This window comes from Flavobacterium bizetiae (assembly GCF_902804475.1).
Taxonomy (GTDB): Bacteria; Bacteroidota; Bacteroidia; order Flavobacteriales; family Flavobacteriaceae; genus Flavobacterium; species Flavobacterium bizetiae.
This window is the reverse complement of the sequence record NZ_CADCSU010000124.1, coordinates 1-22,494: the sequence shown is the minus strand read 5'-3', so window position 1 is coordinate 22,494 and position 22,494 is coordinate 1. Positions and strand designations below refer to the sequence as shown.

Below are 22,494 nucleotides of genomic sequence, written 5' to 3'. Positions count from 1 at the left end.
AATGCTAAATTAATGTGTTCGATTTATTTGTTCTAAACTTAGAAAAAAAATAAACTAAACGCACTGCAAGATAAATCTAATACAAAAAAAGAGATGTCGCTATTTTTTCTTTTTAAGGGGTGGATTTGTACTTATTTTGATGTAATTAAGGTTGAAATGGGTATACTTTCCTATTCTGTATTTTTAATTTTCTTTTTATTTAGGGAGCTTAAAAGTAAAATAAATTCTTTGCACAATAGTTGACAAACTTCGCTCTTTGCTTCCATCGTCTTTTCGGTGTATATCCCCAACATTTAAATGAAGTATTAGGGATTCTCTTGAAGTTTCATTATAAATATAACCTTCTAATTTGCCTTTTCTTATGCGTACTAAGGCAAAAGCTCCACCTATAACTATCTGTGCAAGATTAGAATCGAAGTGTTTGTCAATACTTTCGATAAGATAAGTTGGAGTTGGGCTAAACTCCAGATCAATTTTTAATTCTTTACTGTCCGGTTTATTTACAAAATCATAATTAGTTTGTATTAATAATTTTAAGGTTTCTTCCATGATTTCATTAATTATTCGGTCTTTAAGAATAGCCTGCGCAAATTTATGTTTATAAAAATCAAAATCACGACTCTGTTTTCCAGTACCAGTTGCAAACTCATAGAGTAATATAGCAACTGTAGCGTCAGAGCTTTTTCTAAATAATGATTGTTTTCTATCTTCATCCGTAATGCCCCTGATTCCTGGATAAATTTGATTTGCCACTTTTTCAATTGCATTTCCAGCTATTTCATAAGGCAGCTGGTTGAATTCTTCTTTTACTTTATGTTGTATCTTCTTTCCTTTTTCCTCTATTTTTTCTACAATTTTTTCCTTCAGCATTTTCCTTATTTCATTAATTTCGACTATATTTTCATATAAATTTTTAATATAATCAATGTACGTTTCACTATAATGATTGCTTAATTTTGTTCTTTCAAATTCTTCTTTGATCTCATCATAAAGTTCTTCCAAATCAGACGTAATTTCTTCTTCAATATCTATTAATGAATATATAACCTCCTCAAATATTGAAATTCCTGTATTTAAAAAAGCTATGACAACCTCATCCAAATTCACCAATATATAGATTGACTTTTCTTTAAGTTTCTTTTTTATTCTAGATAGTCGGTCAAATAATTTGAATTCCTTTAAGTATTTTGGCTTCTCTTTTACTGCATCTTTTTGGTCAATTCTAAAGTATCTGGTTTTTCTGCTGTTTTCTCTAGGATTCTCAATTATTTTATCGAAATTATCAATTTTAAAAGTATCACTGAGTTTTAAATAGTACAATTCTTTTACCAGTATTTGTCCAAGCTTTACCCTGTCCTCATATTTCGCAAAATTGAAAATTACTTTTCCATTTTTAGTAAAATACTTTTCCATGATATCTTCAATTATATCCGGAGCCATCCAAAGTGCAAAATTTTTATTAATCTGTTTAACAATATCATCAAATTCTTTGTTTCCGGTAGTTTCCGAAACTTCATCAAATGATTTTTTTAGAAAACTGTTATTTAGATCCTTAAAAGAAGAGTTTATATAATCCTGAACCAAAGTTTGTTCAAACTCCACCAATTTGAAATCTAATTCTTGTTTTGATAAATTTTTAAAACTTTGTTTATTTCCTTTTGCATCAATAAATTCACCACTCAACTTTCCTTTTCCTTTTAAAAGTAGTTTTACGTTATTCATATTATCCGCAAATAAATACTTATTTCCTCCCTTTAAAAATTCATCCGTTTCATCAGATAAAAACCATAAATTTAAAGGCATTTCTGGCGCTCCTAATGCCATCTCGCCATTTAATGCAGTTTCAATAGATCCCATTGTTACTCTTGCAGCAGCATCAAACCATTCAGATATTATTCCTTTGGTTTTTAAATAGGCATCTACGAATTTGTAATAAGCATGTCGTTGTTCAATGGTGTGATAAAGATAATGTCGATCATTTAGAGTATTATACAATGAGGCTTTCCAAAAAGTAGACCTTTCGTCATCTGGCATAGAAATTCTATCTTTGTCATACCATTGGCCCAGTTTCAATTTAGGATATTTACCTATGTAGTAATAGTCTCTTGTCACTTCACCTGTGCCATATTTAATATCTAATTCATTTAATAAAGTTTTCGCCCAAATAAAATACATACTTTCTACTCCAAGATCCGGGTACATTTTTTGAGGAGTCAAATCCGGATATATTATTGTCTTAGTGTGAATTGTTATTTTACCAGGTAAATTAGGGAATACTGATTTTAACAACACAAACAATTCTTCGTGTTCTGAAAATAGCTGCTGAATATTTACATCAGGATTTTTAATTTCTCTAATCAATCTTTTATAATAAGCAAATATTTTTTTATCATCGCTTTCTTTTAGTAATTGATACAGCTTTGCAAGCATTGATTCGCTAACCTCTACCCAATTTAGACTCTTAGTAGTAACTTCATCAATTGCAGTAAGACGCCATTTTTTCAACCCAAAATACATTTTTGTAAAAAGTTCGTGTTCTGGTTTGCCATCAAAATCCTGAACCCTGGCTCCTTTCTCAAAAGCTTTAGAAATACGAGTCCAATATTTTATTTCGACAGTGTTCTTTGCTCCAATTGCAAGTTCTAATTTCTTTTTAATTTCTGCTTTAATAGCTTCTGGAGAAGGCTCATTATTATTTGTCTGAAATACTTCAGGTACTATGAGGGTTTGTTGAGCTGCAACATTCGCATAGGTTTGAGTTGTTGTGCCATTGTTTAAATTTACAGTAGTGTTATCTGATGTGGGAGAATTTATTGTTGTTCTGTCAGTGGTATCAATAACGCCTCCACCAATCAGAGCACTTTGGGCTGAAGTTGTTAAATTTGTTGAAAGACTAAAATTTGCTATTGTTTCCTCAGAAACCGAAGAAGTATTGCTCATCGATATTGCTGTTTTTTTGATTGTTTCAGCATTACTATCTTTGGCGCCTCCTTCGGTTGAGGCATTAGAATTGTTTAGAATAGTAGTTGTATTTTGATTTTTTTGTTCCTGCCATTCCTGCACTATATCTTTTTGCTGACTCATTTCTTTTGAAACTTTAGCAAGCTCTTTTATAATTGTTTCAGTTAAATCTTCTGAACTTTTAATATCAGCACTATTTTGTATTGAAAGATTGAAATTATGTATTACATTTTTACTCATCGCTAGGTGTTTTTCTGGATGTAAAAATAGTATCAAAGTTTGCGATTTCTAAATTTCAAACCACTTGAATTCAGTAGTTTCAGTACAAATACAACTTGCTGAAACTACTGAATTCAACTGATTTAATCTTATTTAAAAACACATTCCTTTTCCTACTTTTGTTTCCTCCAAAAACTTAAATGTACTTACTGCTTTTTATACAATTGCAATTTGTATCTCCACTTCTATTTCGTAAAAAATACCACTCGACTTTTATTATTAATCAATTTAAAATAGCCGTTATGGATTTTTTATTATCAACAGGCATAAGAAAAATGCCAAAAATCCCTGATAAGAGTAATTCTTATTCTTTCTATTCAAAGAAACCTTCTAAGAAGGAATTTACCTCAACTCTGCATGATCATCATGAAGATGAAATTAGATTGACAACTGAAAAAGTTGATTCTGTCAAAACCTATAATTATATAATTTAAAAAAACATGGCAATTCAGACATTAAATACCATAAAAAAATGGTTTAAAACTGGCTTAAAACCAACACAAAATCAATTTTGGGATACCTGGGATTCTTTTAGACATAAATTCGAACAAATTCCATTAAAAGATATTGAAGAACTTGAAACGACATTGCTCACAAAAGCTGAAAAATCTCAGCTAGAAGAACATCAAAATAATCCAAATGCACATGCTGAGTTATTTTCGTCCAAAGAAAATAAATCTGAAAAAGGCACAGCTGGCGGCTATGTTCCGCTAAATGAGTTTTCCAAAATTACCCATCAGTATTTGGATGTAGTTAATAATCTAACAACAGGAGGCGAAACTGCTTTACTTTCTGCTGAACAAGGAGTTATTCTTCAAAATCAAATTGACAGTATTAATACATTATTATCATCTGATAATGTTGACCTTGATACGATTCAGAAAATTGCAGATGTTGTTGAACAAATTCAAATTTCACTTAGTACAATTTTAGTAAATGACTTAACTACTGGAGGTGTTACAAAAGCTTTGACTGCTGAAATGGGGAAACTATTAGAAACAAGTAAAGAAGATAAATCTCAAAAAGGTATTGCTAATGGATATGCCCCTTTGAATGATTTGGCTAAAATTGCCAGTCAATATTTAACCATAATAAACGATTTAACAACTGGAGGCACAGCATCTATTTTAAGTGCTGAACAGGGAGTTATTTTACAAAATCAGATAAATGCCATCCATAAATTGTTATCATCTGATAATGTTGATTTAGATACTTTACAAGAAATTGTGGATGCCATTGAAGAGGTACAAATATCGCTAGATACTATATTAATAAATGACCTAACTACCGGTGGCGCTACAAAGGCTTTGACAGCCGAAATGGGAAAACAGTTAAATCAAATTAAACTGACTGGAACAATTGCTACGGATGCTGAAATGCAGATAAACGATACAATACCAGAAGATAACAAAGTTGTAAGTCGTTCGAAACTTTTTAATTGGTGGAACTGGATTAAAACAAAAGCTCAAACTATTAATGCTCCTTGGAATTTTTCAAAAGGCTTAAAAGTTAATGATACTGTAAGCAGTAACATAACCGAAATGCTTCAAGATATGTTTGTAGCACAATTAGATCGAGAAGATAATGGTATCACTAAAACTCAGTATGGATGGGAAACAATAAAATGGATAACTCCAGATGGATGGTCCACTCTACTTAAACCCATCACTCCAAATCAAAATAGGACCTTAACCCTTCCTAATAAATCCGGAACGATTGCGATTAGTAATGATTACGTTAAAACTGCCTCAGGAACAGCTACAACACCAGCGTTAATAATTCCAAACGGAGTTTTAACAACAATTCCTCAAAATGGAGCGATTGAAAGAGATGAAAACGGGAAATTATGGACAACACGAAATGGAAAAAGATACAGTATTTTAGAAGATGATGGAAGTGCAATACTAATGGTTTACAATTCACCATCTATTTTAACAGTAGTTGTTTATGCGGCAATTAATACCTCAAATTCAGCACAAACAATTGCAAGTCCAATTGGTGCATTCCCTAACGCTGGTTTTTTTAATATTAAAATGTTTAACCGCATTACTTTAACTAAAAACATTGGTTCAGTTATGCCAAATATTGTAAAGTTAGAAGTTTTTATACAAGTAAATAATGGCTTTTTTTACAGAACTATAGGAGGCCCGCGATGGAATCAATTAAAAATTTATGAAAAAAATAATTTATCAATACCTAGCCCTTCTAATGGCACCACTTTTTATGATTCTGCTTTTTCAGAAGTAATTGAAACCAGCTTATCTTCTTGGTCGGGTATAACACTTCCTCTAAAAACCGATAATGGTTCTAATGTTATTGTAGAATACACTGATTATTCACTTACTAACTTTACTAACGATGCTCCTTTACCAGCATCACAAGCATCTTTTAATTTTGTATTCAAAATGACTTTAGGATATGCTGATAGTACAAATGCTTCCGGTCAAAATGTATCATGGAAAATTACAAATGTGAATAAGGCGCTTTATATTGAAAAAATCAGGTAAATAAATTTTATATGTAGAACAATATACTTGAACAGTAATCATTTACAAAAATAAGTCGTTTAATAAAAATGAGGCTAGAGTAATACATGAATTAAAAAAAGGGGTCCTGTGTTTACTTTTTATTCCAAGACATAGTATTAGAGTATAATATTAAAAAAAACGATTACTGTATTAATTCAACCGTCTAAAACGTTCTCAGAAAGAGAGAAAAAATTTCTCCAGTATTAAAAAAATCTCTTAACTTTTTTAAACAAATTTGGCCGTTGGTAACTAGGATAAAATCTTCTTGTTGCTAACGGCTTTTTGTTGTTTTTAATGTACATGAAATCATAGCTGTAATACTTTAAAGTTAGATTACTTTCTACTGAAACTACCGAAAAACCAGGTCTGATTTTTCCATTTTTTGTATACTTCCGAAGTACTTTTACATCCTCAAAATTCTAATCCCGATTGTTTTTTAACAATATCCTTACTAGCTATTCGCTAAAAATAGCTTCCTACAAAAGAATACAAATCAATTAAAATAAATACCACTATGAATTTTCTTTTATCAAAAGGCAGGAGAAAAATGCCTAAAATTCCCGACAAGAATAGTTATAAAAATCAAATGAATCAGTCTGATCTGAAAGACATCAACTTCCAAAAACAATCAATTAATTAGACATTAAACATCATGGCAATACAAACATTAAACACCATAAAACAATGGTTTAAAACTGGTTTCAAACCAACACAAACTCAATTTTGGGATACTTGGGATTCCTTCCGACACAAATTTGAAAAAGTTCCAGTAAAAGATATTGAAGGAATTGACGAATTGCTTTTAACCAAAGCAGATAAAACCGTTTTAGATAATCACCTGGCCGATAAAAATGCACATGCTCCACAAATAAATACGGATTGGAATAGTGAATCTGGTTTTAGTCAATTGATTAATAAACCTGAATTTAAAACTATTAATGGGGAGCCATTGACAGGTGGTGGAGATATAGTTTTTGACATTACACCTTTATGGAGATCTGGTACAGGTAGTTATTCGATAACTACAATTGATGGTGATAATGATGCTAGTGGCGGAAAATCAATGGCTGTAGGCCATCAAACAACAGCGAGTAACTATGCTTCATATGCCGAAGGCTCATTCACACAATCGTCAGGAAATAATAGTCATGCGGAAGGGAATGAGACTGTTTCAAGTAGTAGTGCATCACATTCTGAAGGATATCAAACAAGTGCTGAAGGTCCCTACTCACATGCAGAAGGGCAAGCAACTAAAGCAATTGGTACTGGATCACATTCTCAAGGTTATAAAACTATTGCCAATGGTAATTATTCACATGCAGAAGGTAATCTAACTATAGCGTTTGGTGATTATTCGCATACAGAAGGTAGTCTAACTATAGCTCTAGGAGATAATTCACATGCTGGAGGTATTGAATCAGAAGCTAATGGTCTATACTCATTCGTTCATGGAAATAACTCATTTGCTAATAATGAGAATACTGTCGTTTTAGGTGCTAATATAACAGGTGCAGAAGCTAATACAACGTATGTAGATAAATTAAACATAAAAACTATACCAAATGGTACATTAGATAGGAGTTTAGGAGTTGATTCATCTGGTAATGTTATCGTGGGTTCTATTGGGAGTGGATATTCTCAAAATTTGCAAAGTATTTTAGATACAGGTAGTTATGCAGAAATCGACGAAGGAAATTCAATAATAGCAATATTTGAAGGAAATGCTAACAGTAGAGAATCAATATTAAGTTCAGGAAATGGAGATTTGCTTGCTGGTTTAACTGTAACAAATAATGATATTAACCTTATAGGTCTAAGTATCGCTACGGATAAAAAGGGAACTATTCAAATACTTGACTCTAAGCCTAATATATCATATATAAAGGATGCGTATACCGTTGCTAAAAATACTACAGTTACTTTTTCTGAACCTATATCAAATTCTCTTTTAAAATTCCCTGCAAAGCCAGAAGGTGATTATACAGTAGCTACCACAGATGATTTAGAAAAGCAAAATTTACAGCAAACATTAGATAATGGCCCAAGCGCAACTCTGACAAGTCCAAATGGAATAAATGATGTCGGAATAGATTTCCTTGCACTCGATAGTTTAGTATTCACAGGAATTTCTAGTAAGTATGGCGGAAATGGATCATCTTTTGTAGGAATATTTAACGAATCGCCTCTTTTGAGAAGAATATCTACTTCGGGTAGTCAATTATTATTAAAAATTGAAAAACCAAGTGATGAAGGAGATTCAAGTAAACACACTATTGTGCAAGTTCCTGCAAAGCCAAGTAGATTCGAGCCTTATACATTAGCTACCTTAGATGATTTATCAGTACTTATAGAAGATACTAATTTTACTACACGGCAAACGGTCTCTGAAATGGATATAGCTTATCCAAATGCCAGACCACGAGATAGAGTTATTTTCAGAGCTTATGCAGGAAACACTACTTTTATGTATGAAAAAACTTCCTTTGGTTGGATAATCTCAGAAGTCCTTATAGCATCTTAAATTTGGTTCTAATTATAAGTAATATAATTAATAACATAATAATGAGAAGTTATTAAAAAATACAAATCCTAAAACAGGTACATTTTGTTAGTATTTGTTCTAGCTACTATAGAGCTAATAATATACTCCTCTTTTTATATTGATGATTTATTCCATTGATGCTGACTCTTACTTCAAAATAAAAGAGATCTGAAAAATCAATATAAACAACGCAATAAATCAATCATTCAAAATAAAACATTTAATACAAATGTTGAATTTATCAAAATCTAAAACCACATAATTTAAAAACAAAAAAACATGGCAATACAAACATTAAATACTATAAAAAACTGGTTTAAAACCGGTTTAAAACCATCACAACAACAATTTTGGGACACTTGGGATTCCTTCCGACACAAATTTGAAAAAGTTCCCGTAAAAGATATTGAAGGAATTGACGAATTACTTTTAACCAAAGCAGATAAAACGGTTTTAGATAATCACCTGGCTGATAAAAATGCCCATGCTCCACAAGTAAATACGGATTGGAATAGTGAATCTGGTTTTAGTCAATTACTTAATAAACCTGAATTTAAAACTATTAATGGGGAACCAATAGTAGGAACAGGCGATATAGCATTAGACGTTGAGGGTTTAACTTTTGAACAAGTTTTATCAAATGGAAATGAAACAACTCAAACTGCTTTATTTAAAAGTTATGCAGATAGTGATATTTATACAAACGCTATTAGTGGACGGAATATTGAAATGACCCAATCAAGCACCGCCACCAGAGGTGAAAATAAAATAGCATCTTTAAATTTAAATAGCGAACAAATTGATTTTGTTAACTTAAATACAGGAGAAACTACAGCCTTGTTTGCTCAAGGTGTTGAATTTGGTAACTTAAATTCAAATCATTTTTCTGCATTAGGAATGAATCCAGCTACCACAGCAAGCTACTCAAATGTTTTAATGCCTGTAATGACAGAAGAAGGAGAAACAAAAACTTTAGCGACATTAAATGATATACCAACATTTTTACCAGTGTCAGCAACTCAATCAGGTATAGTTGATAATACTTCTTTGCAAGAATTGGGGGGAGTTGATAAGCTTATAAATGGAGTTAGGATAGGTAAAGGAAGTGGTAATGATCCAGAAAACAGCTCTTTTGGGTTATCAGCACTAAGTTCTAATACTACAGGAACAGCAAATACAGCTATTGGATCTGAAGCATTATTAAGCAATATATCTGCAAATAACAACACTGCTATTGGAAATTGGGCATTAAGGTTAAATCAAACCTCTCCAAGTAATACAGCATTAGGAGTAAATGCACTTACAAAATTATTAAGTGGAGTTGGGTTTAATACTGCCGTAGGTGCTTCTGCTTTAGGAGATTTAACAACAGGAAATCAAAATATAGCAGTTGGCGCCTCATCTTTACGCAGAGCTACAACTGGAAACTTTAATATGGCTATAGGTAATAATACACTATCTAAACTTACTACAACCAATAATAATACAGCTATAGGTGCTAATGCTGGTACTGGAATTACAGGAGCTAATAATACAGCTATAGGTTTTTTATCTAATGGTACATCGGCAGTAAGTAGTGGTAGTTATAATACAACTTTAGGTTATCAATCAGGGGGACAATTGACAACAGGAGGTGGGAATGTATTAATAGGAAGTTATGCCAATAATGCTGGTACAGGGTTTTCTACAGGTAATAATAATATTGCGATTTCTTCGGATTATTGGTATACCGGAGTAACTACAGGGAGTAATAATACATTGGTCGGTAATATTAGAGGATTATCCGCAAATGATTCTAACCTGATTATATTAGCTGATGGTAGTCAAAATGTAGCAATTAGAAAAGAAGCTGATAACAGATTGCTTGCTCCTACTTTGACAAATGATTTAATTGATTCAGGAGGAGCTAAATCTTTGTTGACTAAAGAGTATTTGGATGCTCATTCAGAAGGTGGTTCTCAAAACTTAGATGAAATATTAGATAACGGGAATATTGCTATTGGTAAGTTCATTAGATTAAATGAAGATTCTAATTTACAAACAAATTCTGTAGATATAAAATTCGACAAAACAGTATATAGAGACAAGCAACAAGGAACTCCATCTACCGAATATGATAAAAACTCTATAACTAAATTTGACGTTGTATTACAGGATGTTATAAGTGACTTTGATTTTAGCGTAGGGGTTGGTAATTTCAAATTGCCTGTAAAAACAAAAGGATCAGATTATACTTTAGCTACTACGGACGATATTACAGGAGGGTCTCAAAATTTACAACAAACTCTAGATAATGGTAGTACAGCAACTAGAGAAAATAGCTATATTAATTTATTGTCAGGACCCACTAAATCCACGGAAATACATTGGTCTAATGAGAGCGATGGTGTTACTGATCCAGCAATATATAGTACCTATTCTCAATTAGATGGTAGCATAACCCTTGAATCTGGGTCTTCCTTAGAGTCTTCTAATAACTATAGTAGTTTACTAATGTCTCCTGATAGCATGTATTTACGTTACTTTAAAGATGGCAATGGTACATTAGTAGGTTTTAGAGATCCTATCAATATGGACAATAAATTATACTTTCCATCATTACCTTATAATTCTCAAGGATATGATTTAGCTACCACTAGCGACATATCTTTACAAAAAGCATTGAATAATGATAGTTCAGCTAATGTTATTGACAATTTAATAGATATTACCAATACTGATTCAGAAACTGGCGAATCAACAAATTTTTATCTATTTCCTAATTCTATAGGATTTAGTGACTCTAGAGACGGTAAAGCTAGTAAAATAAGTATGCAGGATAGCGAAATAGAGTTAATTCAATCTACAAATTCTGGTTCATTTAGAACTAGTGTAACTATTACAGAACCAATCTCAGATTCTAATATAAAATTTCCTGCACCAACAGTAGCAGGAAATTATACACTAGCAACAACAAAGGATTTCAAAACCATCAATGGGCAATCAATTGTAGGCACTGGAGATATATCTGTTTATGACGACAATGTATTACATAAAACCGGTAACGAATCTAAAGATGGCGACCTTAATATAACCGGTAATCTGGGTATAACTGGTACTATAGAAATAACTGATATGGATACCTTTCCTCGTCCGCCAGAGACCAATATAATTCTTAATAAAAATGGAGATCTTACAGCTACAAATTTTATAGGAAGGTCAATAACTTCGTTCACAGGGCAATTTCATAGCAATGTTACGATAGGAACAGCAGGATATAACGGAAGTAAACTAGAGGTAAATGGAACTATCTCAACTAACGGAATCAACGTAGCCGCAGCATTGACAGAATCATCAGATGTCATATTCAACAGCACGCCTGTTGGTTCGCAGAGGACAATAGCAGGTAATACCATCCAAATAGCAGGAGCTACCGGTGATTACTTTTTAGAAACATTCAGATACAATGCATCTGATTACGGAATGCAGAGAATTACATTCACATCTACCGCATCAGCAGGCAGGTTCTTTATACGAACATTAACAGCCGGAGTTTGGTCTGCATGGATTGAAAAACAATAATGAATTTGTAAATTAAATACCCTTATAAAAGTTATTACACTACAATTTTTCTACCTCATTTATTATACAATGGATGAGGTAGAAAACATTAACACGTTCTATTACTTTAAAATATTATAACAAAAAGAATCAACCTCAAATTAATCTTATGAACAAATCAAAAATCACGCTAATTATTAGTCTTTTAATTGTTTTAACAGGCTTAGTTGACACAAAATTCGATCTCCTTCAAGATGCAGGATTATCATTGATAACCATCAACAGGATCAAATTAATTGGTCTGCTCCTATCAGCAGCATTACCAAATATTACTTCCTTATTTTCTACAGAAGAAAAATAAAAAAACATAATGCAAGATTAAAAGATATCAAAATCAGAAATAAATCTTTATCACCAATTAAAATAGTTGCTTAACAAAAATCTATAACTAAATAAAAAAACATGGCTTTACAAACATTAAATACCATAAAACAATGGTTTAAAACTGGTTTAAAACCAACACAAACTCAATTTTGGGATACCTGGGATTCCTTCCGACATAAATATGAAAAAGTTCCTGTAAAGGATATTGAAGGAATTGACGAATTGCTTTTATCCAAAGCAGATAAAACCGTTTTAGATAATCACTTGGCCGATAAAAATGCACATGCTCCGCAAGTAAACACAGACTGGAATAGTGAATCTGGTTTAAGTCAATTGCTTAATAAACCTGAATTTAAAACTATTAATGGGGAACCTATAATAGGAAATGGAGATATAATATTAGACGTTGAGGGATTAACTTTTGACCAAGTTTTGTCAAATGGAAATGAAACAACTCACACTGCTTTATTTAAAAGTTATGCTGATAATGATGTTTATACAAACACTATCAATGCACAAAACATTGAAATGACTCAATCAAGCACTGTCACTAGAGGAGAAAATAAAATAGCATCCTTAAACTTAAGTAGCGAACTAATTGATTTTGTTAACTCAAAAACCGGAGAAACTACAGCCTTATTTGCTCAAGGTATTGGATTTGGTAACTTAAATTCAAATCGTTTTTCAACTTTAGGAATGAATCCGGATACTACAGTGAACTACTCAAATGTTTTAATGCCTGCAATTACAACAGAAGAAGAAACAAAAACTTTAGCTACTTTAGATGATATCCCTGCATTTTTACCAGTATCAGCAACCCAATCCGGTATAGTTGATAATACTCCTTTACAAGAATTAGGAGGTGCCGATAAACTCATAAATGGAATTAGAATAGGCAAGGGAAATAATAGTACTGTAGCTACTAATACTGTCTTAGGATCAAACGCTTTAATGAACGCTACAACATCCATTCAAAATACAGCAATAGGTAGATCTGTATTAGCTTTAAATACAACTGGCAGTTATAACACAGGGGTTGGATCAGTTACACTTGCGAACCTAACTACAGGAACCCAAAATGTAGGAATAGGTGGAGCAGCTCTAAGATATTTAACCACTGGAAGCTATAATTTAGCTATTGGTACAAATGCTTTAGTAAATAATTTAACTGGAACTGGAAATGTTGCTGTCGGAACGGCAGCAGCAGCAGGAGCCTTAGGTAGTTATAATACATCATTAGGGTGGTTAAGTGGATCTAGTTCTACCATAACAGGTACAGGAGATAATAATATAACAATTGGATTTCAATCAGGGTATAATTTAACAACCGGAGCAGGGAATGTATTAATTGGAACACCTTTTTCAAATGCAGATCTTAATTATAGTACAGGAAGTAATAATATTTCAATTAATACAGGTCAAAGAAATAATGGTATAACTACAGGAAGTGGTAATACAATAATAGGTGGCGTTCAAGGATTGAATCAAAACGACGCTAATTTAGCAATATTTGCTAATGGAGTCGGAGATATCGCAATCAGAAAAGAAGCTGATAACAGATTACTTGCTCCTACTTTAACAAATACTATAATTGATTCAGGAGGAAATAAATCTTTAATTACAAAAGAGTATTTAGAAGAAAAGACTCAAATAAAAGACAAACAAATCATTATAAATGGAGATATAGATATTCAGGAAAATTGGAATGGCCAAACTATCATTTTTAAAAGTAGTGGTGTCGTAAGAATGCCTATTATCAATACAGAAGAATTTTCATTTAATGCAATCACACTAGAAGGTGTAAATCTAACTTGGCAATGGGCAAATCAAATTGAATGGGTGTTTGGAGAACCTGAAATTACTCCCGAGAAAAAGTATTTGAACCTTACTAAATTAGGAAATACCAACCAAATAATATTAAGTGTATAATGGGTATAAAAAAATATGTTTTTGGAAAGTCAAAGTCAAAAATAAACACGCGAATTGGAGGTATAGGTTTAGATAACCAGTTAAACACTCCTTTACTTATTGCGCAAAGGCTACAGATACCATTAAGCTCAATAAGTTTTTTTAAGATTGTTGATACAGATGTCGAGTGTTTTATTTCTACTCCTTACACAATTCCAACAATAGCATTTGAAGGCAATAAATATATGACTTTTTATGATGATTTAGACGGAATGGTTGAAAATATTAGCTATGGCGCTTTTTGGAGTGTAACTAAAATCTTAAAATTATATTTTAAGAATATGAAAGCTACATTTGGCGAAATTGACAGAAATTCTTCAATTATTGAATATGATTTCCCAAACTGCATATCCTTAGCGAATGGTACTTTTGGTACATCATATAGTGGAGCTAATAAAATAGTCAAAATACCTAAATGTCTAAATATAGGTTCGAGCTACTTAGATAATGGAGTGTTTAATAAATGGTGGGGTACCGCAAGATGGCAAATAACTGCCCATATATCTCAACAAACAATTAATAATGGAGAGCCTGATGGCGATCTGGTAGGATTAGCTCCAGGGTCTACAATAACATATGTCCCATAAACAATAATAAAAAAAGAATCCGATTAATTAATTTTATTTAACCAGTATTATCATTAAGGATTTTCAACATAATAAAAACAATAATCTCAATTTATCAAAACGTAAATAAAAAACATTTCAACTTGACACAATTAGGAAATACTAATCAAATAATCTTAAGAATGTAATGAGTATAAAAAAATATGTTTTTGGAAGCTTTAAGCAAAGTAAAATCGAAGTTACAGATCCAGATGCTCAATATTTTATAGATGTAGCACCAATTATTAACTATGTTCAGGCTAATGCAATCAACACTTTAGTAACTTCTTTAAAAGAAAAAAATATTTGGGATAAAATGCAAGCAATTTATCCTTTTGTTGGAGGGACAGCTAACACACATAAGTTCAATTTAAAAAGTCCAATTGATGCGGATTCCTCATTTAGAATAACATATTTTGGCATTCAAGAGCACAATAATAAAGGAATGGAATTTATTTCAGGAAGTTATGCTCTCACTCAATTTAATTTTAATAGAGATTCTGTAATCAATGACTTTCATTGGTCCTCTTATATAAGAACAGCTACCCCTTGCTATTTATTTCAAGGTGGTCGTTGTCAACTTTTTAATACTATAGGAGTAAATGGAAAAATGGCCGCAGTAAGTGACTTATACGACGATAGTGGTTCATTAAATTCAAGAGTAATGAAAGAAAATTTAGATGGAAAAGGATACTATTTAGCATCAAAAACTTTGATAAATGGCAGACACTCTATATATAAAAATGGAAATTTACTAAATATTAATTATGGAACTCAAGGCATCCTAAACAACAATAATGTATCGATAGGATCATATTTATACGGTTCTGATATGTCTATAATTTCGTTTGCAACCATTGGAAAAGGTCTTACAGATAATGAAAGTTTAAACTTATATAAGATAATTGAAGAATTTCAAACTTCATTGGGTAGACAGGTCTAGCATTCAACGAATGTAAAAAAATCATATGCAAAAATAAAATTTAATATCAATTCAAAAAAACTCATCTAGAATTAAGGAAATACAAATTTTTCAATAATTCTGGATGAGTTTTGTTATAATTATTTTAAAGCTAACTTAACTCTATTAATTAGGATGTAAAGTACTATCATAAAAATATGTAAACTTTAATACTAAAAAACCAATAATACAAAACCTACCACTAAATAAATTTCCACTGAAACTACCGAAAACCACCATCAAATTATTCGTTTTCTACCCTCTTCTGCCCTACTTTTACATACTCTAATAACAACTATTAGTATCCCAAAACAGACATAATATTACACTTTATTTTCAGATTTTTTTTGAGAATAGACACCTCATCTGTATACCATACTTTCAACAATCATATTAACAATTAAAGATCAACCAATCATGGATTTTACACCAAAAGATTTAGGCGAAACACCTAAAACACCAGACATGAGTAATTTCAAAAATCCTCTGGGGCAAACAACAGAAGGAAACATTTTTATAGAGAGTTTTACTATTACGCCATTAACCGTATCCGAAAAAAAAGAAAATCTGTCCGAAATTATTAGAAAAGAGAGCCGCGACGGCAGCATGTAAATTATCGTATTTATTAAAGTTAATTCTACATTTCAATAAAAAATAAAATCTCCAAAACCATAAAAATGCAAGACGAAATATACCTACAAAAACTAAAAGAAAAATACGGCACAGTATTAAAACTAACCTCAGATGACCAATTAACAACCACTTTTTGCAGAAAACCATCGTTCACTTCATTCCTAAATTATCAAAATAAATACAAGGACAATCCGCATGAAGCAATTCTCTTTTTATTTCAGGAATGCGTCCTGGATAAGGAAAATTATGATGACGAATTTATGCTTTCGGCAGGAAATTCTATTGTAGCCATGATTAAAAAAGATAGTGAATTCGTAATCGATGCAACACCACAAAAAGACGAATTCAAAAAATCGGCAGCACTTATTCGATATGCTTTTCAGGTAGATCCGTATCAATTATCAATGGATGAATTTTACAAATTACTTGAAGAAGCACTTTGGCTGCAAAAGCATAATGAGAAAAGAATGGAAAATACACTCATGACAGCCTTCGCACAAACATTTTCAAATTAAAAACAAAAAAAATAAATCATTATGAAATTCAATTTTAATGTAAACGAAATTTTAGATACCAAAGAAATCGAATATTCCGGTCTTAATTATAACGAATCAGAATCTAAAGATTTTATTATAGATAAAACCGGTGGCGAATTTAATCTAAGAGTTTTTGCTCCGTTGGTTTTTGAACCTCTGGTAAAAAAAGATCTCAATTTGGCCAGCTTACGAATTGATGCAGTTACAGTTAACTTAAGTCGCTCAAAAACAATTAAGAAAGAAGGAATCGAAGGACGAGACTCCACTATCAAAGAGCATATTACAAATGGTGATTTTAGTATTTCTATAGATGGATTAATTGCTAATGAAACCGGAGACGAATATCCAAAAGAAAAACTTTTTTTACTGAAACAATTCTTAAATGCACCTTATGCTTTAAGAGTAACACATGCTATTTTGAACCGATTTGGTATTTACGAATTAGTGATCGACTCCTACTCTATTCCATCAATTTCGGGAACAAAGAATATTCAAAAATTTACGGCCAGCGCCACATCAGACGAAACTGTAGAACTAATAATTAGAGACAATGCTTAAATTAAATGCTAAAATTAGGGTTTACGAAACCGTAAAACTTATCCCTATGCCTAAGTTTTATGAATTTACTTATGTCAAAAATGTAGACATAAGCAGTTCGTACAAATCGCTTACCGATACGGCTACTATTGTAATGCCTCAAAAAGTGTATACGGATACAAAAGGATTTGATCAAAACTTGTTCAAAAATGCAAACGGCGAAGAAAAAACAATTCACGATTTTTTTAAACTAGAAAATTTCATCGAAATATTTTTAGGTTATGATGATGATTACAAACCTGCATTTAGAGGATATATCACAGGAGTACAATCAGATACAAATACTACAATAACCTGCGAAGATGCCATGTATGCGTTTAAAAAAGTAAAAGCCGTAAAAGACGATGATGTTCAGGATAAAAATGATATTCTAAATGTTGTATCAACTAACCCAACCACAAATGTCGAAGGATTTAATCCAAAAACTTTCTTCGAAAAGAGAATCAAAGAATTGAATTTACCTTTTAAAGTAAACGCTCTCGATGAGGAATTGGGTAATATAATCATCAATAGAAATCAAAGTTTGGCCCAGGTTTTTGAGATGCTAAAAGACAAAGGAATCTATACCTATTTTAAAACCGAAAACCTGGCTCCTGTTCTTACTATTACCAATAATCCGCAACAACATACTTCGGCAGAATTAGCCGGTTTTATTGATCGAAATTTCATTAAAAGCCCATTGGCCGGAGCACTTGCCAAAAAACTAATCAATCAGGGACTTAGTCTTTTAAGTTCTAAATTAAATAAAATTGCTCAATCTGTTTCAGACGGATTTTTAGGAAAAGTAAGTTTTAGATTTCGCTATAATATTATCGAAGATAAACTGATTGTAGTAAATGAGTCTACAAAAAACACCCGTACAAGAGTCGAAAAATACTTTAAAAATTCAAATACTCCAATTTATATCGAATTAGGCGACCCAAATGGGCAATTAATTAAAACCCATGTTTTGCATGATGATAAAGATGATCTGCCTAAAGATCCCGAAGCTTTTAAAGAAACAGCCACAAAAGTTGCTTCAGAATTATATCAATATGCCGCTTTAAGAGCAATGCAATCTAAACCAAGCGGACTAGAAGGTTACTTTCTCACTTTTGGTGAGCCATTCGTAAGACCTACAGACAAGGTAATTCTTGAAAACGCCAAAGACAAAGAAAAAAACGGAACTTTTCAGGTCGAAAAAGTAGAACGAAGCTATGGCGAAAACGGCTACAGACAAAAAATTTATATAGGACGAAGAGTAGAAACAGTATAAAAAGACAAAATGGGAAATATAACAGATCTAATAAAAGATGTCTCTAGTAAAAATCAAACTATTGAAACTTTTGCAGCAAAAGTCATCGAAATAAATAAAGAAATAACATCACTCTATAACCCGGAAGACGCATATACTGTAAACATTATGCGTGCCGATGGTGCTATCATCAAAAATGTACGCTTAAAAGCTTCGATTCTGGACGTGGAACAAGGAATTATAACCATTCCTAAAAAAGATAGCTGGGTTTTAGCTACAACTATAGACGGAGTTGAAACCCGAGCATTTATTTCGGAGTTTTCTGAAGTTGATAGACTAATGGGGAGAATACAAGCTACAAGTGATCCAAAACTTTTTTTTGATTATAGTATTGATGGTAGTAATTTACATATTCGTTATATAAAAACGGATACCCAGTCAGAAAGTGATGAAACTAAAATTATTGATGTCGCTAAAATAGAATTTGACAAAGACAAAAATTTTAAAATAAGCTATTTTGATGAAAAAGAAAAACCATTGGCAATTACGCATTTTTCACCTAATAGCCTTACGACGACTTTCAATTCGATTGAAAATAATGAATCAAAAGAGCGATTGAATTTATCATTAAAAGAAGAAGAAGTATCCATTAAGTTTACAAATAAAAATAGTACTGTAAACAATCATACAACAATAACACCTTTGGAAACAATCTTTTCCTTAAAAGATGATCAAGGTGTTGAAAAACAAAAAACTAGTTTAACAAACAATAACGTAGAAAGTATTTTTTTTAAAGATGGAAGCCAAATTTCAAGGACAAGTTTAAACGAATTTAGGTCTGTAGTTATTTTAGGGGATAACATGTCATGGGTAAGCAAGGATAAATTAGAATTAAAATCAAAAGAAAGTATTCTTACCATTGACTCAACTGGAATTACATTCGATTCACAGAAAGAAATAATTATGAAAGGGGACTCTATAAAAATAGAAGCTACTGGAACTACAACAATCAATGGTGAATCTGTAAATATAAATTAATCTTATGGCCGAATATATAAGAAATGGAGCAAAACTAAAATGCTCCGCAGGAGAACTGGAGACCAATTTAATAGTAACCAATAGTAAAAAAGTTTTAATACAAAACGAAGCTGCTGCCAATGAAACAGATAATACAATAATTAAAAATATTCCCGTTTTTGGTCCATGCAAATTGCAGCCAAATGGCTCAAATTTCTTTCCCTGCAACACCAAACCTGCCACTTTACAATGGCAGGCCTGCAAAAGTGATGTCAATATAGGTGGTACAAAAGCGGCAATAGATACTTCATTTATAAGCTGTAGCGTTGGAGGTATAATAAAACCAGTCGATTCCGGTCAAAAATAAAGATATAAATAATGGGAAAAGTAAGAACTAGCTATATAAAAGAATACATAAGTCCTCCTAAATCAGATACCCGAAATGCTGAATTCATCGTTTATTTTAGAGAAACCAGCACATATAACGGTGGTTTTGGAATTGATTATATGAGCGGGGAACCTGAAAGATTAAAAAACAGTTCAGAAACAAAATATAGAAACGAAATTAGATCCGGAAACTGGGCCGATTTCGAAAAATTATACAGTCCAACAAAAATATACAACCAGCCTTACTATACTTCCTGGATAAGTATGTACAAAAATAATCTTTCAGTAACTGGAGAACTAGTAAAACTAACTTTATATGTTGAAAAACAATCCGGAGATTGGGATAATAAAGAGATTGTTGACGAAATTGTATTTCCTTCAAAAGAAGGTTTACGTTTTATTCCTGAAAGACTGCCTGCAAAAACGGCCAATAGAAAAGAAATTACTATTTTCTGCGATACCGAAATAAAAAGTGATTATGTGTACGAAGTTAAAGATCAAAATAATAATGTAATTGGGGTGCTAAATTTTTATAAGAATGCAACTAATCAGCAAAAAGAAATTGATGTAAGATTGGTAAATGTGAGACTTTTTGGTAACGAAACCTTTAATACCAACATTGAAGATCTAAAAAAATGGCTGAATAAAGAAGGGCTAAACCAGGCAATGATAAATGCTAATGTTAATTTTGTGGTTGAAGAACTTGATCTTTCACTTCCAAAATATCTAGCCGAAATTAATTTAACAAGAACAGACAATGGAAACATTCAAAATCACATATCTAATCACGATTTATTAAGTGAAACAATTCTAAAAAACGATCCAACCGCTAATAATACATCACTTACTTATTATTTTGTTAATAAAGATGCAGTAAACGGTGGTTATGATCCTGAAACCGGAAATCCGCGTGGATGGCTCAACGGCGTAGGATCTCGTTCGCCGAAAAAATATGTTATTATATATAATAAAACAAATAGTTTAGGCTATAAAAAGAGTACAACAGTACACGAAGGATTACATGCGTTAGGTGTACATCATTTTTTCAGCGACGGCCCGAATAGTTTAACGGGAAAATTTTATTTTGAAAAATACAAAACAGATAATATTATGGACTATTACAGGGATGGTACAACAGATAATAGAAAGCGACTCATAAAATGGCAATGGGATGAGATTAGAAAAGATCAGGTACTGAAGTAAAATTTTTAAATTTTCAACTTAAATTAATTCCTTAATCCTTATAAAGTCTTACAATATAATATTGTACCATAAAAACAAGAAAACGGCAACATAATGCTGCCGTTTTCTTGTTTTAACTAGTTTAACTTTTTTCTCAAAGTCTCTTCCATCTCATAAAATTTACTTTCAAGATCGTGAATCTTTTCATAAATATTAATAGGATCGGGCATTTGTTTAGAGGCATACATACTCGCATACCAAACCTCGAGAATATCCTCGGCATAAATAGAATACATAGGGTAATTTCCGTCTCTGTTGTCTGATTTCAGAATTAATTTTCCGCTTTCTCTAATTCGGTTTAAAACCCTTTTTACCACTACTCCATCATTCTTACTGATAATAACATAAATTCTTCCGTCAAGAATGTCATCAAAATTGTCTACATATTTTCCAAAAAGATAATCGCCGTCATGAATCGTTGTCGACATTGAGTTTCCTTTTATTTCAAAACATCTGTAAGTTCCGTTTTTTAACATTGGCATACTAAACGAAGGAAGACTCTCCATATATTCAGGATCAGAATAACCATCCAGATATCCCGCTCGGGCTTTTACTCCAACAAAATTGATATTTTCTTCTCCGTCTTCGTTTACTGTTATAATCTTTGGTAAATTTAAGCCAACTTCTGCACTTGTTTTAGAAACAAAAATTTCATCACTTTCTCCAAAAAAATATTCCGGATTTACATTACAGTGCGTAATGATACTTTGCAATAAATCAAAACCTGGCTTCGTTCTTTTTCTTTCTCCATCAGCTTGCAATCTTCCAATAGTGATACTATCTATTGTCGTGCTGGTTACCCCTATTAATTTCGCAAATGAGTTATTGTTTAACTTCATCTCGTCTATAATACGTTTTATTTTAGTATGTATTTCCATGTTGTAATTGCCTTTTTTTATTTATGTAATATGTTTTAATATTCATAACACATTCCACTATATGTTGCAAAACTAAAAAATATAAAACAAATAACAACATTCTTTTCTAATTATTTTACGTAACATCTGAATTTTAAGACATTTAAAACCTTTTTCTTATTGTATTACTCTAATATACAGGACAAAAAGCTAAATCATATTA

At 31.7% G+C, this 22,494-nt stretch carries 17 protein-coding genes; 15 read left to right on the top strand and 2 right to left on the bottom strand.

All coding sequences use genetic code 11. The annotated features are described in order from the left end of the window. Positions 1-195: 195 nt before the first annotated feature. On the bottom strand, positions 196-3,201 hold the full coding sequence (locus FLACOL7796_RS17210) for a V-type ATP synthase subunit I domain-containing protein (protein ID WP_173971968.1): 3,006 nt from the start codon (positions 3,199-3,201) through the stop codon (positions 196-198). 281 nt (positions 3,202-3,482) lie between these two features. Between FLACOL7796_RS17210 and FLACOL7796_RS17205 the strand changes: the two genes are divergently transcribed. From FLACOL7796_RS17205 to FLACOL7796_RS17135, 15 genes are all read left to right on the top strand, one after another. Further along, a complete protein-coding gene (locus tag FLACOL7796_RS17205; RefSeq protein ID WP_173971967.1) occupies positions 3,483-3,674 on the top strand; it encodes a hypothetical protein in 192 nt (63 codons plus the stop codon). Positions 3,675-3,680: 6 nt separating this feature from the next. After that, on the top strand, positions 3,681-5,747 hold the full coding sequence (locus FLACOL7796_RS17200) for a hypothetical protein (protein WP_173971966.1): 2,067 nt from the start codon (positions 3,681-3,683) through the stop codon (positions 5,745-5,747). Positions 5,748-6,420: 673 nt separating this feature from the next. Further along, positions 6,421-8,289 (top strand): hypothetical protein, encoded by a 1,869-nt coding sequence (locus tag FLACOL7796_RS17195; protein ID WP_173971965.1) that lies wholly within the window; start codon positions 6,421-6,423, stop codon positions 8,287-8,289. Positions 8,290-8,589: 300 nt separating this feature from the next. After that, positions 8,590-11,871, top strand: a complete 3,282-nt coding sequence (locus tag FLACOL7796_RS17190; RefSeq protein ID WP_173971964.1) for a hypothetical protein — start codon at positions 8,590-8,592, stop codon at positions 11,869-11,871. A 148-nt stretch (positions 11,872-12,019) separates the two neighbouring features. Further along, on the top strand, positions 12,020-12,211 hold the full coding sequence (locus tag FLACOL7796_RS17185) for a hypothetical protein (RefSeq protein WP_173971963.1): 192 nt from the start codon (positions 12,020-12,022) through the stop codon (positions 12,209-12,211). A 101-nt stretch (positions 12,212-12,312) separates the two neighbouring features. Then, a complete protein-coding gene (locus tag FLACOL7796_RS17180; protein ID WP_173971962.1) occupies positions 12,313-14,163 on the top strand; it encodes an autotransporter outer membrane beta-barrel domain-containing protein in 1,851 nt (616 codons plus the stop codon). Continuing rightward, a complete protein-coding gene (locus FLACOL7796_RS17175; protein ID WP_173971961.1) occupies positions 14,163-14,789 on the top strand; it encodes a hypothetical protein in 627 nt (208 codons plus the stop codon). Before FLACOL7796_RS17180 ends, FLACOL7796_RS17175 begins: the two co-directional genes overlap by 1 nt. Positions 14,790-14,955: 166 nt before the next feature. After that, a complete protein-coding gene (locus FLACOL7796_RS17170; RefSeq protein ID WP_173971960.1) occupies positions 14,956-15,750 on the top strand; it encodes a hypothetical protein in 795 nt (264 codons plus the stop codon). A 435-nt stretch (positions 15,751-16,185) separates the two neighbouring features. Beyond that, positions 16,186-16,380 carry a hypothetical protein gene (locus tag FLACOL7796_RS17165; protein WP_173971959.1) on the top strand — a complete coding sequence of 65 codons (195 nt, stop codon included), beginning with the start codon at positions 16,186-16,188 and terminating at the stop codon, positions 16,378-16,380. Positions 16,381-16,445: 65 nt separating this feature from the next. Continuing rightward, the gene (locus tag FLACOL7796_RS17160) at positions 16,446-16,916 is read left to right on the top strand and encodes a hypothetical protein (RefSeq protein ID WP_173971958.1); all 471 of its coding nucleotides are present in this window, start codon (positions 16,446-16,448) and stop codon (positions 16,914-16,916) included. Between the two features lie 21 nt (positions 16,917-16,937). Next, positions 16,938-17,495, top strand: a complete 558-nt coding sequence (locus FLACOL7796_RS17155) for a DUF6046 domain-containing protein (protein ID WP_173971957.1) — start codon at positions 16,938-16,940, stop codon at positions 17,493-17,495. Beyond that, on the top strand, positions 17,488-18,789 hold the full coding sequence (locus FLACOL7796_RS17150) for a hypothetical protein (RefSeq protein ID WP_173971956.1): 1,302 nt from the start codon (positions 17,488-17,490) through the stop codon (positions 18,787-18,789). Before FLACOL7796_RS17155 ends, FLACOL7796_RS17150 begins: the two co-directional genes overlap by 8 nt. A 9-nt stretch (positions 18,790-18,798) precedes the next feature. Then, positions 18,799-19,806: a hypothetical protein gene (locus tag FLACOL7796_RS17145; protein WP_173971955.1), complete on the top strand. Its 1,008-nt coding sequence runs from the start codon at positions 18,799-18,801 to the stop codon at positions 19,804-19,806. Between the two features lie 4 nt (positions 19,807-19,810). After that, a complete protein-coding gene (locus tag FLACOL7796_RS17140) occupies positions 19,811-20,152 on the top strand; it encodes a DUF4280 domain-containing protein (protein ID WP_173971954.1) in 342 nt (113 codons plus the stop codon). Between the two features lie 11 nt (positions 20,153-20,163). Continuing rightward, complete coding sequence (locus FLACOL7796_RS17135) at positions 20,164-21,375, top strand: zinc metalloprotease (protein WP_173971953.1); 1,212 nt, start codon at positions 20,164-20,166, stop codon at positions 21,373-21,375. A 116-nt stretch (positions 21,376-21,491) separates the two neighbouring features. Here FLACOL7796_RS17135 and FLACOL7796_RS17130 read toward each other — a convergent pair whose 3' ends face one another. Continuing rightward, entirely contained in the window at positions 21,492-22,292 is an 801-nt protein-coding gene (locus tag FLACOL7796_RS17130) for an XRE family transcriptional regulator (RefSeq protein ID WP_173971952.1), read from the bottom strand. Between the last annotated feature and the right edge of the window lie 202 nt (positions 22,293-22,494).

What these genes read in the sequence shown, in the direction of transcription:
- FLACOL7796_RS17135 (WP_173971953.1), top strand. Translation starts at nt 20,164, where the DNA reads ATGGGAAAAGTAAGAACTAGCTATATAAAAGAATACATAAGTCCTCCT.
- FLACOL7796_RS17140 (WP_173971954.1), top strand. Translation starts at nt 19,811, where the DNA reads ATGGCCGAATATATAAGAAATGGAGCAAAACTAAAATGCTCCGCAGGA.
- FLACOL7796_RS17175 (WP_173971961.1), top strand. Translation starts at nt 14,163, where the DNA reads ATGGGTATAAAAAAATATGTTTTTGGAAAGTCAAAGTCAAAAATAAAC.
- FLACOL7796_RS17145 (WP_173971955.1), top strand. Translation starts at nt 18,799, where the DNA reads ATGGGAAATATAACAGATCTAATAAAAGATGTCTCTAGTAAAAATCAA.
- FLACOL7796_RS17205 (WP_173971967.1), top strand. Translation starts at nt 3,483, where the DNA reads ATGGATTTTTTATTATCAACAGGCATAAGAAAAATGCCAAAAATCCCT.
- FLACOL7796_RS17165 (WP_173971959.1), top strand. Translation starts at nt 16,186, where the DNA reads ATGGATTTTACACCAAAAGATTTAGGCGAAACACCTAAAACACCAGAC.
- FLACOL7796_RS17195 (WP_173971965.1), top strand. Translation starts at nt 6,421, where the DNA reads ATGGCAATACAAACATTAAACACCATAAAACAATGGTTTAAAACTGGT.
- FLACOL7796_RS17185 (WP_173971963.1), top strand. Translation starts at nt 12,020, where the DNA reads ATGAACAAATCAAAAATCACGCTAATTATTAGTCTTTTAATTGTTTTA.
- FLACOL7796_RS17180 (WP_173971962.1), top strand. Translation starts at nt 12,313, where the DNA reads ATGGCTTTACAAACATTAAATACCATAAAACAATGGTTTAAAACTGGT.
- FLACOL7796_RS17150 (WP_173971956.1), top strand. Translation starts at nt 17,488, where the DNA reads ATGCTTAAATTAAATGCTAAAATTAGGGTTTACGAAACCGTAAAACTT.
- FLACOL7796_RS17190 (WP_173971964.1), top strand. Translation starts at nt 8,590, where the DNA reads ATGGCAATACAAACATTAAATACTATAAAAAACTGGTTTAAAACCGGT.
- FLACOL7796_RS17210 (WP_173971968.1), bottom strand. Translation starts at nt 3,201, where the DNA reads ATGAGTAAAAATGTAATACATAATTTCAATCTTTCAATACAAAATAGT.
- FLACOL7796_RS17155 (WP_173971957.1), top strand. Translation starts at nt 16,938, where the DNA reads ATGAAATTCAATTTTAATGTAAACGAAATTTTAGATACCAAAGAAATC.
- FLACOL7796_RS17160 (WP_173971958.1), top strand. Translation starts at nt 16,446, where the DNA reads ATGCAAGACGAAATATACCTACAAAAACTAAAAGAAAAATACGGCACA.
- FLACOL7796_RS17170 (WP_173971960.1), top strand. Translation starts at nt 14,956, where the DNA reads ATGAGTATAAAAAAATATGTTTTTGGAAGCTTTAAGCAAAGTAAAATC.
- FLACOL7796_RS17200 (WP_173971966.1), top strand. Translation starts at nt 3,681, where the DNA reads ATGGCAATTCAGACATTAAATACCATAAAAAAATGGTTTAAAACTGGC.
- FLACOL7796_RS17130 (WP_173971952.1), bottom strand. Translation starts at nt 22,292, where the DNA reads ATGGAAATACATACTAAAATAAAACGTATTATAGACGAGATGAAGTTA.